Consider the following 15,076-nt stretch of genomic DNA (forward strand, 5'->3'; position numbering starts at 1 on the left):
CCCGCGCGGGTGCTGCGGTGGGTCGGAACGGCGGCTGCGGGATCGCCCGTTGCGGGCTCCGGGCCGTCAGTCCGTCAGCTGCTGCGGTCGGTTCAGCCGTTGAAGGTGCCGGACTTCTCCACGGCCCACTTGGCGTCCTTGACGGTGTAGACCGTGAGCTGCTTGTTGGTGGTGTCGCCGAACTCGTCGAAGGAGACCTTGCCGGTGACCCCGTCGAAGGAGACCTTCTGGACCGCGTCGCGGACGGTGGCGCGGAGGTTGCTGCCGCTCGGGAGCTTGCCGTTGTTGTCCTTCACGACGTTCTTGACGGCCTGGATGATGGCCCAGGCGCTGTCGTAGGAGTAGCCGCCGTAGGTCTCGTAGGCGTCCTTGTAGCCGGCGGTCTTGTAGTCGGCGATGAACTTCTTGGCGGTGTCCAGGGACTCGACGGGGAGGCCGACGGCGGTGGCGAAGTCGCCCTGGCTCTTGGGGTTGAGCTTGATGAAGTCGGCGCTCTGGATGCCGTCGCCGCCCATCAGCGGGATGTTGACGCCGGCGTCCTTGAGCTGGAGGGAGAGCGGGCCGGCGGCCGGGTACTCGCCGCCGTAGTAGACGGCGTCGGCGCCGGAGGCCTTGACCTTGGTGACGATGGCGGAGAAGTCGCGGTCGTCCGGGTTGACGTGCTCCTCGCCGGCCAGGGTGCCGCCGAGCTTGGTGAACTCGCCCTTGAAGGTGGAGGCGAGGCCGGCGCCGTAGGTCTTCTGGTCGTCGATCAGGAAGACCTTGGTCTTCTTGGCGTCGTTGTAGAGGAACTGGGCGGCGAAGGGGCCCTGGACGGCGTCGGTGGTGGCGGTGCGGAAGTAGGACTTGAAGGGGCGCTTCTTGTCGCCGCTGGCCCACTTCTCGCCCTGGCTGAGGGCGACGCCGGTGTTGGCGGGGGAGATCTCGGTCAGGTTGGCGTCGTCGAAGATCTGCTGCATCGACTGCGCCACGCTGGAGTTGAGCGGGCCGACGACGCCGAGCACCTTGGCGTCGCTGACCAGCTGGGTGGCGTTCTGCTGGCCGGGGGCGGGCTTGGCGGTGTCGTCCAGGGCCTTGACCTCGAACTTGACGCCGGGGACCTCGTTGTTGGCGTTGGCGTTCTTGACGGCGAGGTCGACGGAGTTGCGGATGCCGAGGCCGAGGGCGGAGAGGTCGCCGGTGAGCGGGGCGTCGACGCCGATGACGACGGTGGTGGAGGCGTTGCTGTCCTTGCCGCCGGCGTTGTCGCCGGACTTCCCGCCGCGGGAGCCGCAGGCGGTGAGGCTGAGGGCGCCGATCACGGCAATGCTCACGACAACGGCTGAACGATGACGCACGAGGGTCCCCTTCGGTTCAGGAGGCGCCCGCGCCTGAGTGGCGGGAGCCGGGGTGCGCGGAGGGCCTGGCCCAATCCGGTGGCGCGGTGACTGGCCGTGACTCTAGGCGTCGTTGGGCGGCTCGGGCAGTGCTGCGAGCAGGCTGTGATTCTCTTGTTATGAGCACACGGAGCAATTGTCTCAGCATGTGGAAGTTTTGGCTCGACCGATCCTGAACTCCTGGGCGTTTACTTGCTGGTAGAGAGATGTAAGGGCCAGAAATGCGGGTTGCAGCTGGCACGGTCGATAATCGGACACTGCCGTCCGGTGTGCTGCTTTCGACCGTGAACGTCCGCATTTCGGACGATGGGGGCGCGGCGAGGGGGGTCCCGGGCGCTACGGGCCGCGGAACCGCCGCTTGCTTGGATTTCCTACCTGTTACGCAGTGTTACAGGCAGGGGAAGAGTGCCGGGCGCACCGCCGAGCAACGGCCGGGCATGCCGACGCCCCCTTGTCCAGACCAACGCCTGCCCAGGGCGGCGGAAGGTCAAACAAGGGGGCGGGAAAGGGATTTGATGTCGTCCGGACCGCAACTGTTCGCGGGCGCAGGACTGTTGGGATCCGACCAGGGAGTTCGACGGCACGCCCTACAGGTCGCGCAGCATGCAGGTGAGCCGGCAGCTGGTGACCCGCTTGCCGGTGTCGTCGGTGATCGCGATCTCGTACGTGGCGGCCGTGCGGCCCTTGAACACCGCCGTCGCCACCCCGGTGACCAGGCCGGAGGTGGCCGAGCGGTGGTGGGTGGCGTTGAGGTCCACGCCCACCGCGTACCGGCCCGGACCGGCGTGCAGCATCGCGCCGATCGAGCCGAGCGTCTCGGCCAGCGCGGCCGACGCGCCGCCGTGCAGCAGGCCGTACGGCTGCTGGTTGCCGTCGACCGGCATGGTGCCGACCACGCGGTCGCCGGAGGCCTCGACGATCCGGATGCCGAGCTTCTCGCCGAGGTGGCCGCCGGAGAAGGTCTCCGGGTCGACCCCGAGCCTGGCGAAGTGGTCCAGCACGTCCTGCGGGACCTTGAGGACGGAGGCGTTGCCGGGAGCGCTCTCGGTGGCGTTGCCGGGGGCCGCGTCGGTCATGGGGGAGCTCCTGCCGTTCGGGGTTCGCGTGGTCGTGCTGTCTGAGATCGTACGACCGTCCTACTCGCTGGTAGTGGGCCCGGCCGGACCGGCGCGGCGCCCCTTTTGTCGGTGCCGGGCCATAGGATCGGGGGCCGGTAGTGGAATCGGCAGGAACGGACGTTGACGTGGCTACGCAGAGTACGGACAAGGGCGCGACGGGTGGCGGCGGGGCCGGCTCGCGGCCCCGGCTGATGCTGCTCGACGGGCACTCGATGGCCTACCGGGCCTTCTACGCCCTGCCCGTGGAGAACTTCAACACCTCCACCGGCCAGCCCACCAACGCGGTCTACGGCTTCGCGTCGATGCTCGCCAACACCGTCCGGGACGAACAGCCCACCCACCTCGCCGTCGCCTTCGACCTCTCCCGGCAGACCTTCCGCTCCGCCGAGTTCCCCGACTACAAGGCCAACCGGGCCAAGACGCCGGACGAGTTCAAGAGCCAGATCGGCCTGATCGGCGAACTGCTCGACGCCATGAACATCCCGCGGATGACGGTCGAGGGCTTCGAGGCCGACGACATCATCGCCACCCTGGCCACCGCCGCCGAGGCGGCCGGCTACGACGTCGACATCGTCACCGGCGACCGCGACTCGCTCCAGCTGGTCACCGACCACGTCACCGTGCTCTACCCGACCAAGGGCGTCTCCGAACTCACCCGCTTCACCCCGGAGAAGGTCACCGAGAAGTACGGCGTCACCCCCCGCCAGTACCCCGACCTCGCGGCCCTGCGCGGGGACCCGTCCGACAACCTGCCCGGTATCCCCGGCGTCGGCGAGAAGACCGCCGCCAAGTGGGTCAACCAGTTCGGCTCCTTCGACGAACTCGTCGCCCGCGCCGACGAGGTGAAGGGCAAGATCGGCGAGAAGCTGCGCGACAACCTCGACTCGGTCAAGCGCAACCGGGTACTCACCGAGCTGGTCCGCGACGTCGAACTCCCCCTGGGCGTCCCCGACCTGGCCCGGCAGCCCTTCGACAGGGCCGCCGTCGGCACCCTGATGGAGTCGCTGGAGTTCCGCAACGCCAACTTCCGCGACCGGGTGTTCGGGGTCGACCCGTCCGCCGGCGAGGAGGAGGCCGCCGAACTCGCCCCCGGCGTCGAGGTCGACGGCGAACTGCTCACCGATCCGGGCACGCTGGCCGCCTGGCTGCGCGAGCACGCCTCCGACGGCAAGGCGCCGGTCGCGCTGGCCGCCGTCTACCAGTGGGCCCTCGGCGCCGGCGAGGTCACCGAAGTCGCCCTCGCCGTAGGCGAGTCGGCTGCCTGGTTCGACCCGGCGCAGCTCGCCGAGGAGGACGAGCGGGCCTTCGCCGGCTGGCTCGCCGACCCGGCCGCCCCCAAGGCCCTGCACATCGCCAAGCAGGTCATGCGCGCCTTCGCCGAGCGCGGCTGGACCATCGCCGGCGTCGCCGCCGACACCGCGCTCGCCGCCTACCTGGAGAAGCCCGGCCGCCGCACCTTCACCCTGGAGGTGCTCGCCGAGGAGTACCTGGCCCGCTCCCTCACCCCCGCCCCGGCGTCCGAGAGCGGCCAACTCGCCTTCGACGCCCCCGAGGAGGACCCGACCGCGCACGCCCAGGCGCTGATGCTCCAGGCCCGCGCCGTCCTCGACCTCGCCGCGCTCTTCGACACCCGCCTCGCCGAGGTCGGCGCCGCCGGACTGCTGCACGACATGGAACTGCCCATCGCCGCGCTGCTCGCCCGGATGGAGCGCTACGGCATCGCCGCCGACCGCGACTGGCTCACCCGGCTCGAAGCCCAGTTCGCCGCCGAGATCCAGCGCTGCGTCGAGGAGGCCCACGCCGCCGCCGGGCGCGAGTTCAACCTCGGCTCGCCCAAGCAGCTGCAGGAGATCCTCTTCGGCGAACTCGCCCTGCCCAAGACCAAGAAGATCAAGACCGGCTACACCACCGACGCCGACGCCCTCACCTGGCTCGCCACCCAGACCGACAACGAGCTGCCGGTCATCCTGCTGCGCCACCGCGACCAGGCCAAGCTGCGCACCACCGTCGAGGGCCTGCTCAAGACGGTCTCGCCGCAGGGCCGGATCCACACCACCTTCAACCAGATGGTCGCCGCCACCGGCCGGCTCTCCTCCCAGGACCCGAACCTGCAGAACATCCCGGTCCGGACGGAGGAGGGCCGGGCCATCCGCCGCGCCTTCGTCGTCGGCACCGGCTACGAGTCGCTGCTCACCGCCGACTACTCGCAGATCGAACTGCGGATCATGGCGCACCTGTCCGAGGACGAGGCCCTGATCGAGGCCTTCGCCTCCGGCGAGGACCTCCACACCACCGTCGCCTCCCAGGTCTTCGAGGTCCCCGGCGGCTCGGTGGACGCGGAGATGCGGCGCAAGATCAAGGCGATGTCCTACGGCCTCGCGTACGGGCTTTCGGCGTACGGGCTCTCGCAGCAGCTCAACATCAAGCCCGCCGAGGCCCAGGGCCTGATGGACACCTACTTCGAGCGCTTCGGCGGCGTGCGGGACTACCTGCACCGGGTCGTCGAGGAGGCCCGCGCCACCGGCTACACCGAGACCCTGCTCGGCCGCCGCCGCTACCTGCCGGACCTCAACAGCGACAACCGCCAGCGCCGCGAGATGGCCGAGCGGATGGCCCTCAACGCCCCGATCCAGGGCTCGGCCGCCGACATCGTCAAGATCGCCATGCTTCGGGTGGACGACGCGCTGCGCGACGCCGGGCTGGGCTCCCGGATGCTGCTCCAGGTGCACGACGAAATCGTGCTGGAGCTGGCCCCGGGCGAGCGCGAGCCGGTCGAGGCGATCGTCCGCGAGCAGATGGCCGGCGCCTACCCGCTGCGCGCCCCGCTGGACGTCTCCGTGGGCGTCGGGGCGAACTGGGAGGCCGCCGCGCACTGACGCGGTGATCACTGACGCGGTGATCTTCGGGCGGGCCCGGGCACGAGGAGTGTCCGGGCCCGCCGCTACGATCTGGCAGTCCGTCGCGCAGGGGCGCGGTGCGAGTGGAGCCGGGGGAGTGGCGATGGGTGGAGCGGTGGCGCCGGAAGCGGGTGCGACGGAGCAGCGGGGGTTCCTGCGGGCCCGGGTGGTGGGTCCGGCGGCGCTGGCGGCGGTGCTGGTGGTCGGCGGGTCGGTGTGGGCTCTGTCGGGCGGTGGCGGTGGCGGTGGTGGGGTGGCGGGGCCGGCTGCGGTGGTTACGCCCGGTGCGGCGGTGAGCCCGACGGCTACGGCCACTGCGACGCCGACTGCGACGCCGAGTCTGGCGTCGACTGCGACTGTGACGCCGGAGCCGGTGCAGGCGCCGGCCTCCCCGGAGGCGGACGAGCCGGAGACCAGCGCTCCGGCCGCGCCCCCGAAGCCGGCTGCGAAGGCCGGAAAGGCCACGAACGCCCCGGCTGCACCGGCCGCCCCGGCTGCGAAGCCCAAGGCCCCTGCTGCCCCGGCCGGGCAGGACCCGCACGACACCGCCCCGGTGCCCTGCACCGCCTGCCGGACCGAGCCGCAGCCGGGTTCGGGCGACTGCTACCCGCGCGGCGAGGCCAAGGTCATGGTCTGCGGCCCGGTCCAGACCGGCATCCCGATCCTGCGCCCGGGGCAGTCGATGGGCACCCCCACGCCGCCCTCGCAGACGCACTGACGGCGCGACCGACCGGGCGGCCGCACAGGAAGTCGGCGGAGTCGACTTCCTGTGCGGCCGGGGTTGGCGGTACCGCTCAGTTCCAGTGGCCTGCGGCGGCGGCCTCGGTGACGAAGGACTCGAAGGAGCGGGCGGGCCGGCCGAGGGCCCGTTCCACGCCGTCGGTGACGCCCGCGACCCGGCCGTCGCGGATGTTCAGCAGCAGGCCGGTGAGGAAGGCGGCGACGTCCGGGGGCGTGCCGTCGGCGACCAGGCCGGCCGTGAAGGCGTCCGGGGCGACGTCGAGGTGGCGGACCGGCCGGCCGGTGGCGGCGGTGATCAGGTCGGTCGCCTCGCCGAGGCTGAGCGCCCGTGGGCCGGTCAGTTGGTACGTCCGGCCGCTGTGGCGCTCGTCGGTGAGTGCCGCGGCGGCGACCTCGGCGATGTCCTCGGCGTCGATGAAGGGCGTGCGCCCGTCGCCGGTGGGCATGGCGAGGGTGCCGGAGAGGACGCCGGAGAGCCAGAAGGACTCGGTGAAGTTCTGGGCGAACCAGCCGGGTTGCAGGACGGTCCAGTCGACGCCGCTCTCGCGCACGGCCCGTTCGGCGGCCTTGAGCGGGTGGACGTCGTCGGCCTCGTCGACGCCGTGGGCGGAGAGCAGCACCAGCCGTCGTACGCCGGCCGCGACCGCCTCGGTGACCAGTTGCGGGATGCGGGCCCGCGGGTCCCGGCCGGGCCTCGGCTCGGGCTCCAGGAGGTAGGCAGCGGTGACGCCGTCGAGCGCGGGCGCCCAGGTCGCGGGGTCGGCCAGGTCGAAGCGGACGTCGCCACCGGTGCGGGAGGCCGTACGGACCGGCCGGCCCTGGGCCGTCAGGCGGCGGGCGATGCGGCGGCCGGTGGTGCCGGTGCCGCCGAGGATGAGGATGTTCGTCATGTCCTCCAGACAACTCCGGTGCGGGCGGACGATCCATGGGCGAACGTCGCCAATCCCTTTGTGATCGTCTAGCCTGGGCCGTTGTGGATGTCCTGAGCGATCTGCTGCACCGGGCCCGTGCCAGGAACGCGCGGATCCGGCAGTTGATCCAGCGGCCACCGTGGTCGATGACCTTCGCCGACGCCCCTCCGCTCACGGTCGTGGCCGCCCTCGGCGGGCAGGCGTCGGTCCGGCTCGACGACGTGCCGGAGGTCGCCCCGGTGCGATTGGCGGCCGGGGACATCGCGCTGGTCAGCGGCACCGGCCGGTACACCATCGCCGACGCCCCGGACACCCCGCCGCAGGTGGTGATCCGTGGCGGCACCAAGCACTTCGTCCACGGGCCGGGACCGGTCCAGCAGAGCCTGGCCCCCCGGACCTTCGGTGACGGGTTGCCCGGTGCCACCACCCTGCTCCGCGGCGAGTACGAGCTTCGCGGTGACGTGGGCGAGCGGCTGCTGGGCATGCTCCCGCCGCTGGCCGTGGCGCCCGCCGGGCCCCGCACCCGGGCGGCGCTGGACCTGCTCGCCGCCGAGGTTGCCCAGGAGGAGCCCGGGCAGGACGCCGTGCTCAACCGGCTGCTGGACCTCGTCCTGGTGCTGGCCCTGCGCGCCTGGTGCGCCCGACCACAGGCCGAACTCCCCTCCTGGTGCAGTGCGTTGGCGGCCCCGGCGGTCGGCGACGCGCTGCGCCTGCTGCACGAGGACCCGGCGCACCGCTGGACGGTCGCCGAACTGGCCGCCCGGGTCGGCCGGTCCCGAGCCGGCTTCGCCGCACGCTTCACCGCCGCGGTCGGCGAGCCCCCGCTCACGTACCTGACCGGCTGGCGGATGGTCCTGGCGGCGGACCTGCTGCGGGACACCGAGGCGACCGTCGCCGCTGTGGCCCACGAGGTGGGGTACGCGGACGCGTTCGCGTTCAGCGTGGCGTTCAAACGGGCCCGCGGGGCCAGCCCGTCGGAGTGGCGGCGGCAACTCGGGGCCTGAGCCTCCGGGGTGGAGCCGGCCGGCTCGCTCAGGCGGACGCCGGAGCGGTCCGGAAGTCCGGGTAGCCCAGGATGATGAGCTGCTCGGCCGGATTGGGGCCGAAGGGCACCACCTTGCCGGTGGGTTCGAAGCCGAGCCGCCGGTAGAAGGCGAACGCCCGCTGGTTGTCCTCGCGCACGCCGAGGGTCAACCACCGTACGGCGGTGTGCTCCTGGGCGTGGCGGATGACCGCCCGCATCAGGTCGGCGGCGGGGCCGGCGGGCCCGCGGTGCTGCGGGGCCACGTAGACCGAGTGGACGTGGACGTGGTCCGGGACGTCCGGGAGGGGCCCGACGCCGGCGATGCCGATCCAGTCCCCGGTCGTGTCGGTCGCGTCGGTCGCATCGGTGGCGACGAAGGTGGCGACGAAGGTGGCGGACTCCTCGGCGGAGGCCTCGACGGCGGCCTGCCGGCGCCAGGCGTCGTCGGGGAGGGCGGCGGTGTCGGCGTAGGAGGAGCTGAAGGCGGCGGGGGCGTCGCGCAGCGCCGCCAGCCTGATCGCCCGGAGCTGCCGGTGCTCGCTGCTGTCGATCCGGCGGATGACGTAGGGCATGGGCTCTCAGACCTGTTCGAAGTGGAACGACTTGATGAAGCAGTCTCGGGACTGGCCGACGGCGAAGAGGACGCAGTCCACGAGCGACTGCGCGGTGAGGGCGTCCTCGGCCCCGCGCGGTGTGGTCTCCCACTCCTCGGTGAGCGGGTCGGGGTTGTCGAAGTCGGGCGGGTAGAGGGAGATCACCCGAACTCCCTGCGGCCGCAGGCGCTTGGAGAGGATGTCGACGAACCCCGCCTGGGCGCTCTTGGCCGCGTAGAAGGCGTCGTGCGCCTCGGACCGGTGGTGCCCGGCGGTTCCGCAGGCGGAGACCATGGTCACCACGTCCGGCTTGTCCGAGTTGAGCAGGAGGGGGAGGAAGTTCTTCACGGTCAGGACGGTGCCGGTGGCGCCGGAGGCGATGGTGTCGACGACGTCGTGGTCGGCGGCGGACAGGAGGTCCGGGCCGGCGAGGTAGCGGGAGCCGTTGTTGATCAGTACGTCGATGTGGTCGGTGTGCCGGCCGACTTCGGCCGCGAAGGCGCGGATCGAGGCGGGGTCCGTCAGGTCGCAGGCGAAGGCGTGGACGCGCTGGTTCCCCCGGCCACGGATCTCGTCCCGGACCCGCTCGGCGGCGGCGGAGGTGCGGGCGGAGAGGTAGACCTCGGCGCCGAGGTCCGCGAGCCGGATGGCCAGGGTGCGCCCGAAGTCGCGGCCGGCCGCGGTGATGACCACCCGGTGGTTGGCGAAAGTCGGGTCGAGACCCGGGTCGGATCTCATGTCGGATCTCATGTCGGAACTCCTGGTCGTGCGTCCGGACTTGGTGGGGCGATGCGGTGTCACATCCTCCCGGAGGGCGCCGGCCCCCCCTTCACCGGGGGAGGTGGCGGAGAACCGCCGAGGGCCGGGTCGAAGGGGGTGGCCACGAGTGCGCTGTCGGCCCGCGGGCTCAGACGAGGGCGGCGGCGAGCAGGGCGAAGGCGGCGATGATGACGGCGACGCGGGCGTAGTGGTAGCGGTCCCAGCGGTCGGACTGCTCCTTCCAGTCCTCGGGCCGGTTCTCCGGGGTCCAGGTCTTGCTCCGGTTGTTGATCGGGACGAGCAGCAGGACCGACATGAGCACGCTGACGATCAGCAGCCCGGCGGCGGTGAGGACGAGGCCGGCGCCGTGCCGGTGCCAGTCGGCGACGGCCCAGACCGCGGCGAGGACGAGCGAGCCGATGTACCAGAACGGCATCAGGGCGCCGAGCATCCGGCCCCCGTGGGCGCGGCCGAGTTGGCCGCTGTCCTCGGGGAGGGCGTTGAAGATCCGGTTGATGATGAAGGCGACGGAGAACTCCACCCCCACCATCACTCCGACGACCACGACGGTGACGACCTTGAGTGCGTCGAGCATGATGACCCTCCGAGAATCTAGCGCTGCTAGCCGATGAGGCAATGCTAGTCCTGCTGCCGCTTGAATGTCTAGCAGTGCTAGAATCGAGTCATGTCGGTACAGGAACGAAAGCAGCGCGAACGGGCCGAGCGGGAACGCCTCATCGTGGCGACGGCCCGCGAACTCGCCGAGCAGCAGGGCTGGGACGCGGTCACCACCCGCCGGCTCGCCGAGCGCATCGAGTACAGCCAGCCCGTCCTCTACAGCCACTTCCGCGGCAAGCGCGAGATCATCGGCGCCGTCGCCCTCGAAGGCGCCACCGAGATGGCCGCGGCACTGCGGGCCGCGACCTCCGCCGCGGACGGCCCGCGCGCCCGGGTCACCGCCCTCGCCCGCGCCTACCTCGACTTCGCCGCCCGCAATCCGGCGGTCTACGACGCCCTGTTCCAGCTCGACGGCGGCCTGGCCTTCGCGCAGGAGTCCACCCCCGAGCCGCTGAAGGACGCCTTCGCCGCCCTGCTGGAAAGCCTCGGCGAGGTCGCCGGGGAGGGCGTCCACCCGGGGGTGTTCACCGAGGTGTTCTGGGCCTCCCTGCACGGACTGGCCACCCTGACCCGGGCGGGACGGCTCCCGCCGGAGTACGCCGAGCAGCGAGTGGGGCTGCTGGTGGACCGGCTCGCCGTGGTCTGACGCGCACCGCCCCGGGGCGGTGCGTACGTGGTGCTGCACGGGAAGGCGGCCTGCCCGACTTCCCGTGCAGCACCATGGCGCCTCGCCGCGCGCGCCTACCGGGCCCCGGCCCCCGGCCCGAGGGAGAGCATCGCCCCGGCGACCTCGCCGACCGCCGCGGCGGGGATCGTGGTGGCGGCCCCGTCGAGGACCAACAGCCGCGCCCCGGGGACCTCGCGCGCGATGGCCTCGGCGTTGCCGACCGGGAAGAACCGGTCGTGGCGGCCGTGGACGACGAGCGTGGGGACGTCGATCCCGGGCAGGCGCTCGCGCCAGCGGGGCCGGCAGTCCAACCGGGAGAACACCAGGCCCAGCTGGTTGGCCAGCTGGACCGGCGGCGCGATACCGGGCGTACGGTCCCAGATGCGCGCGGCCAGTGCGCGCGCGGCGGCCGGGTCGTCGCCGCGGATCTCGGCGCCGACCGCGGCGAACTCCATGACCGCTCCGCGGTCGCCCCAGTCGGGCATCGGGCGCGCGAACAGCCGGTCCGTCGTCGCCCGGTCGTGGCCGGGGAGGTCGTCGTCGGGCGGGCCGGGGGCGACCGGGCGGGTGCCGACCAGGGTGAGGGCCGAGAACGCGCCCGGACGGTCGAGCACGGCCACCTGGGCGACCATCCCGCCGACGCCGATCCCCGCCAGGTGCGCGGGCCTCCCACCGAGCGCGTCGACCAGGGCCGCCGCGTCGGCGGCGAGGTCGCGCAGGGTGTAGTCGGGCGCCTCCGGGTCCTTCGTCGTCGACTCCCCGCTGTCGCGCAGGTCGTAGCGCACCACCCGGCGCCCGCCGGCGGCGAGGCGCTCGCACAGCGCGTCGGGCCAGGAGAGCATCGTCGGCCCGCCCACGAGCAGGACGGGCGGCGCGTCGTCGGCACCGAACGACTCGACGCCGAGGGCGACCCCGTTGGCGTGGACGGTGGTCATCGGATCACCGGGCCCCGTCGGACCCGAGACCGCGGTCGGGCAGGCTCATGTCGCCCGTCCTGGGCGTGCCCTCGGCGAGCCCGTACCGCAGGTACACGGTGCCCTGCGGATCGGCCACCGGCGGCGCGAGGAGCGTGAGGTTCGAGGGCACCGCGCCGTCGTCGAAGACCTTCTTCCCGACGCCGAGCACGATCGGGTGCACCCAGAGGTCGAGCCGGTCGAAGAGCTTCTCCCGCAGCAGCGACTGCACCAGGTTCAGGCTCCCCACGACCCTCACCTGCTCGTGCCGCTCGCGCAGCTCGCGCACCGCACCGGCGAGGTCCGGGCCGAGCCGGGTGGAGCCGGCCCACGGGAGGTCGGGCGTGCCGTGGGAGGCCACGTACTTCGGGACGCGGTTGAAGAGCTCGGCGATCTCGCCCTCCTTCTGCTGCGGCCAGTAGGAGGCGAAGAGGTCGTAGGTGCGCCGGCCGAGCAGCAGCGCGTCCGTGCCCTCGTACGCGGCGAGGATCTGCGCCCCCGTGACCTCGTTCAGCAGGGGCGCCTGCCAGCCGCCGAACGGGAACCCCTCAGGGTCCTCGTCGGGGCCGCCGGGCGCCTGCCCGACGAGGTCGAGGGTCGCGAACAGTTCGATCTGGATGAGGCCCATGTCTGTGCTCCCGATGAGTCGGTCGTCCGGTCGTGTTCCGGTCGTTCCGGGTGTTCCGGTCGAGATGTAGACCGGTCGGGGCCGGAAAACTCATCGCCACGCCGACATCCGGTTTTCGGGGGGCTGCCGCCGGGCGGCTGCGGGTCGACCCGTCGAGCCGGTCCTGGATCCTCGGAAGCCGGAAGGGGTCGCCCTCTTTCCTCGCGGTACGGTGCTGCCATGCCTCAATCAGTCGAAACGGGATCAGTGTTGTCTCCCGTCACCGCGGACGACGTCGACCTTGCCGTGCGGCTCGCGGTGGGCATGCTTACGGACGCACCCGCGGAGGGGTGGGTCGGTAAGGCCGGTTCGCTGGACTGGGACTGCTGGGAGACCGTCGAGCATCTCGCCAACGACCTGTTGTACTACGCCGTGCAGCTGGGACCGCAGAGCCCGCCGCTGGACACCCATGTGCCATTCGCGTTGCACCGGAAGAGGCCGGACGGACCCGCGTACTTCCTCTTCGCGGAGCGTGATGCGGGTCCGGCCGGCCTGGTGCAGGTGCTGGAGGCGTGCGGCGCGCTGCTGGTCGCCATGGTGCGTACGACGCCGCCCCGGGTCCGAGCCCACCACGCCGCCGGGGTGTCGGATCCTGAAGGCTTTGCGGCGATGGGGGTGGTAGAGACGCTGGTACACATGCACGATGTGGCGGAGGGCTTCGGGCTTGCCTGGACCCCGCCCTCCGCTCTCTGCTCGCGGGTGCTCGCCCGTCTGTTTCCCGGGGCTCCCGGCGGCGCGGACCCCTGGCTCACCCTGTTGTGGGCCACCGGCCGCGCCGAACTGCCGGGGCACCCTCGTCTCACCACGTGGCGCTGGCACAGCGCACCGCGGTCATAGGAGGGGATCGCAGTCACAGCCGGGCATCCGCTAGCCGGCGCCGTCAAGACCAAGCAGTCCCACCAGAAGCGGTAGCCGGGCTGGTGCCGCACAGCAAGTCGGTGAGGTCGACTTCCTGTGCGCCGAGTGGTTGTGATCCTCGCGGTGGTGACGGTCGGGCTGCCGCTGCCCGACCCCGGAAGGCCGACCGAACGGGCATCCGCATCAACGGAGTTGAGGCGGTGTGCGCGGAGCTGCGGTGACACGGGGCGGCCCTGCCGCCGGTTCGAGCAGCGACAGTGTCCGCTGCTGCGCGTCGAGGGCGACGCGGATGCCGACCGGCATCGGCAGGTTCGGGCCGGCGTGGCCGAACTCGACGTTGCCCAGGACCGGGATGTCACGGTCCCCGAGGACGTCGAGGACGATCTCGGGGAGGGTGGGGGACGCTCCGGGGTCCAGTCCGCCGATCTCGCGGGGCACGCCCACGACCATGCCGGAGATCCGGTCGAGGATGCCGCAGTGCCGCAGCACCTGCAGATAGCTCCACACGTGCGACGCCTGGCCGCCCATCTCCTCCCAGAACAGCACCGCACCGTCGAACCGTTCGAGCGGCAGCCCGAAGGGCGTCGCCTGCGCCAGCACGATGCGATTGATCACCCCGCCGATCAGCGGGCCCTCGGCACGACCGGGGCGCCAGCACACCCAGGACGGGGTGGTGGGCAGCGCACCGATCGCCTCGGTGCCGGTCAGCAACGCGGAGTAGAGCTGTTCGAGTTCGGTCCGGCGGGCCACGGGCGCGGCCTGCCAGTGTCCGCCGAAACCGGGGACGGCCATGTCGGCGTGGAACCCGACCAGGCCCGTGCGCGCGTAGAGCACCAGATGCAGCAGTGAGATGTCGCTGTAGCCGAGGATCGGCTTGGGGTCGGCCCTGATCGCCTCGATGTCGATCAGGTCGAGGTAGCCGATCGCCGTCTGGCCGCCGTCACTCGCGACGATCGCGCGCACCTCGGGATCACGCAGAAGAGCATTGAGCTCCCCGGCGATCTCCGCGGGCGTGGCCGCGCTCCACCAGTGGCGGCGTCCTGCTTCGAGCAGCGGGGCCCGCCGCACGCGGAAGCCCATCCGCTGAAGCGCCGTCACTGTCAGTTCCACGTTTGGCGCGTAAGCGGCCGGCAGTGGACCGGACAGCGATGCGATGACGACGAGATCGCCGGGTCTCAGGGCGCGCGGCCGGAGTAGTCGAGGTACTGCGGAACCGGTCATGGCGTCAGTGTCGCCGGTGCCCTCGGGCGGGGTCACGCGAGTTTCGCCCCCCCGAAACCTGTTGCTCAGGGGCGGGGAGTGAGGGCGGCTGCCCGGGTGCGGCAGTGGGTGAGGGCGGGTTTGAGGCGGGGTCGGGGGTGGGGGTGGTGAGGAGGAGTTCGCCGGCGGTGACGAGGGCCCAGACGAACTTGCCGATGCCGCCGGGGCGTGGTGGCAGGTCTGTCGCAGTGTCGGCAATACGCGCGAGCACTCTTCTCCAGTGGCGATGCGGCCGGCAATCCGGAGGAGATCGAAGGGTTGCTCGAAACCCGACTCGGTCGACAGAGCCGCTTTCTGGCACCCGATGGGCCACTGCTGATCGTCGTACTCGATGAGAGCGCCATCCGTACGGTCATCGGCGGGCCTGACGTGATGAGAGTCCAGATGGAACACCTGTTGAGGGTGGCGCAGCTCCCGAACACCGTCATTCAGGTGGCGCGGTTCTCGAATCGGCGGTTCACCATCAACACGACTGTGGTGTTGCTGAAGCTGCCGGATGGGCAGAACTTGGTCTACTCGGAGGCCCTCGATCGTGGGGATCTCATCGAGGATCCTGTCAGGGCGGCCAGGCATCACCACCGTTTCGAGCAGCTCCGTGGTGAGTGCCTGTCAGAGAGTGACTCGCTTCGGCTGA

14 protein-coding genes and 1 pseudogene are annotated in these 15,076 nt (G+C 71.8%); 6 read left to right on the plus strand and 9 right to left on the minus strand.

All coding sequences use genetic code 11. The annotated features are described in order from the left end of the window. Positions 1 to 92: 92 nt before the first annotated feature. Together ACFWIS_RS04960 and ACFWIS_RS04965 are read right to left on the minus strand one after the other, a co-directional pair. A complete protein-coding gene (locus tag ACFWIS_RS04960) occupies positions 93 to 1,337 on the minus strand; it encodes a branched-chain amino acid ABC transporter substrate-binding protein (protein WP_380451837.1) in 1,245 nt (414 codons plus the stop codon). A 626-nt stretch (positions 1,338 to 1,963) separates the two neighbouring features. After that, positions 1,964 to 2,452, minus strand: coding sequence for a PaaI family thioesterase (locus tag ACFWIS_RS04965; protein ID WP_380451835.1), 489 nt, complete (start codon positions 2,450 to 2,452; stop codon positions 1,964 to 1,966). 233 nt (positions 2,453 to 2,685) lie between these two features. Between ACFWIS_RS04965 and polA the strand changes: the two genes are divergently transcribed. Both polA and ACFWIS_RS04975 read left to right on the plus strand, forming a co-directional pair. Next, positions 2,686 to 5,370: a DNA polymerase I gene (polA, locus tag ACFWIS_RS04970; RefSeq protein ID WP_380451887.1), complete on the plus strand. Its 2,685-nt coding sequence runs from the start codon at positions 2,686 to 2,688 to the stop codon at positions 5,368 to 5,370. Between the two features lie 379 nt (positions 5,371 to 5,749). Further along, positions 5,750 to 6,109: a hypothetical protein gene (locus ACFWIS_RS04975; RefSeq protein WP_380451833.1), complete on the plus strand. Its 360-nt coding sequence runs from the start codon at positions 5,750 to 5,752 to the stop codon at positions 6,107 to 6,109. Between the two features lie 76 nt (positions 6,110 to 6,185). On the opposite strand, the gene ACFWIS_RS04980 is transcribed toward ACFWIS_RS04975, so the two are convergent. Further along, positions 6,186 to 7,022, minus strand: a complete 837-nt coding sequence (locus ACFWIS_RS04980; RefSeq protein ID WP_380451831.1) for an NAD(P)H-binding protein — start codon at positions 7,020 to 7,022, stop codon at positions 6,186 to 6,188. Positions 7,023 to 7,105: 83 nt separating this feature from the next. Between ACFWIS_RS04980 and ACFWIS_RS04985 the strand changes: the two genes are divergently transcribed. Next, the gene (locus ACFWIS_RS04985) at positions 7,106 to 8,047 is read left to right on the plus strand and encodes an AraC family transcriptional regulator (RefSeq protein ID WP_380451830.1); all 942 of its coding nucleotides are present in this window, start codon (positions 7,106 to 7,108) and stop codon (positions 8,045 to 8,047) included. Positions 8,048 to 8,075: 28 nt separating this feature from the next. Here ACFWIS_RS04985 and ACFWIS_RS04990 read toward each other — a convergent pair whose 3' ends face one another. The 3 genes from ACFWIS_RS04990 to ACFWIS_RS05000 form a co-directional block, all read right to left on the minus strand. Then, positions 8,076 to 8,639 carry a GNAT family N-acetyltransferase gene (locus tag ACFWIS_RS04990; protein WP_380451828.1) on the minus strand — a complete coding sequence of 188 codons (564 nt, stop codon included), beginning with the start codon at positions 8,637 to 8,639 and terminating at the stop codon, positions 8,076 to 8,078. A gap of 6 nt (positions 8,640 to 8,645) precedes the next feature. Further along, on the minus strand, positions 8,646 to 9,398 hold the full coding sequence (locus tag ACFWIS_RS04995) for an SDR family oxidoreductase (protein ID WP_380451826.1): 753 nt from the start codon (positions 9,396 to 9,398) through the stop codon (positions 8,646 to 8,648). Positions 9,399 to 9,567: 169 nt separating this feature from the next. After that, the gene (locus ACFWIS_RS05000; RefSeq protein WP_380451824.1) at positions 9,568 to 10,014 is read right to left on the minus strand and encodes an anthrone oxygenase family protein; all 447 of its coding nucleotides are present in this window, start codon (positions 10,012 to 10,014) and stop codon (positions 9,568 to 9,570) included. Positions 10,015 to 10,104: 90 nt separating this feature from the next. On the opposite strand from ACFWIS_RS05000, the gene ACFWIS_RS05005 reads away from it, so the two are divergent. Continuing rightward, positions 10,105 to 10,683 (plus strand): TetR/AcrR family transcriptional regulator, encoded by a 579-nt coding sequence (locus ACFWIS_RS05005; protein ID WP_380451822.1) that lies wholly within the window; start codon positions 10,105 to 10,107, stop codon positions 10,681 to 10,683. Positions 10,684 to 10,778: 95 nt separating this feature from the next. Here the strand turns inward: ACFWIS_RS05005 and ACFWIS_RS05010 are convergent, their stop codons facing one another. Further along, a complete protein-coding gene (locus tag ACFWIS_RS05010; RefSeq protein ID WP_380451820.1) occupies positions 10,779 to 11,639 on the minus strand; it encodes an alpha/beta fold hydrolase in 861 nt (286 codons plus the stop codon). Between the two features lie 4 nt (positions 11,640 to 11,643). Beyond that, positions 11,644 to 12,285, minus strand: a complete 642-nt coding sequence (locus tag ACFWIS_RS05015; protein ID WP_380451819.1) for a dihydrofolate reductase family protein — start codon at positions 12,283 to 12,285, stop codon at positions 11,644 to 11,646. A gap of 219 nt (positions 12,286 to 12,504) precedes the next feature. Here ACFWIS_RS05015 and ACFWIS_RS05020 point away from each other — a divergent pair, with 219 nt between their 5' ends. Further along, a complete protein-coding gene (locus ACFWIS_RS05020; RefSeq protein WP_380451817.1) occupies positions 12,505 to 13,161 on the plus strand; it encodes a hypothetical protein in 657 nt (218 codons plus the stop codon). A 204-nt stretch (positions 13,162 to 13,365) separates the two neighbouring features. Here the strand turns inward: ACFWIS_RS05020 and ACFWIS_RS05025 are convergent, their stop codons facing one another. Then, complete coding sequence (locus tag ACFWIS_RS05025; RefSeq protein WP_380451815.1) at positions 13,366 to 14,403, minus strand: LD-carboxypeptidase; 1,038 nt, start codon at positions 14,401 to 14,403, stop codon at positions 13,366 to 13,368. A 210-nt stretch (positions 14,404 to 14,613) separates the two neighbouring features. On the opposite strand from ACFWIS_RS05025, the pseudogene ACFWIS_RS05030 reads away from it, so the two are divergent. Then, positions 14,614 to 15,072: pseudogene (locus tag ACFWIS_RS05030) on the plus strand (DUF5753 domain-containing protein); the annotation flags it as partial. Positions 15,073 to 15,076 lie beyond the last annotated feature (4 nt).

Origin of the sequence: Kitasatospora sp. NPDC127060 (genome assembly GCF_042724935.1) — a bacterium.
Classification (GTDB): domain Bacteria; phylum Actinomycetota; class Actinomycetes; order Streptomycetales; family Streptomycetaceae; genus Kitasatospora.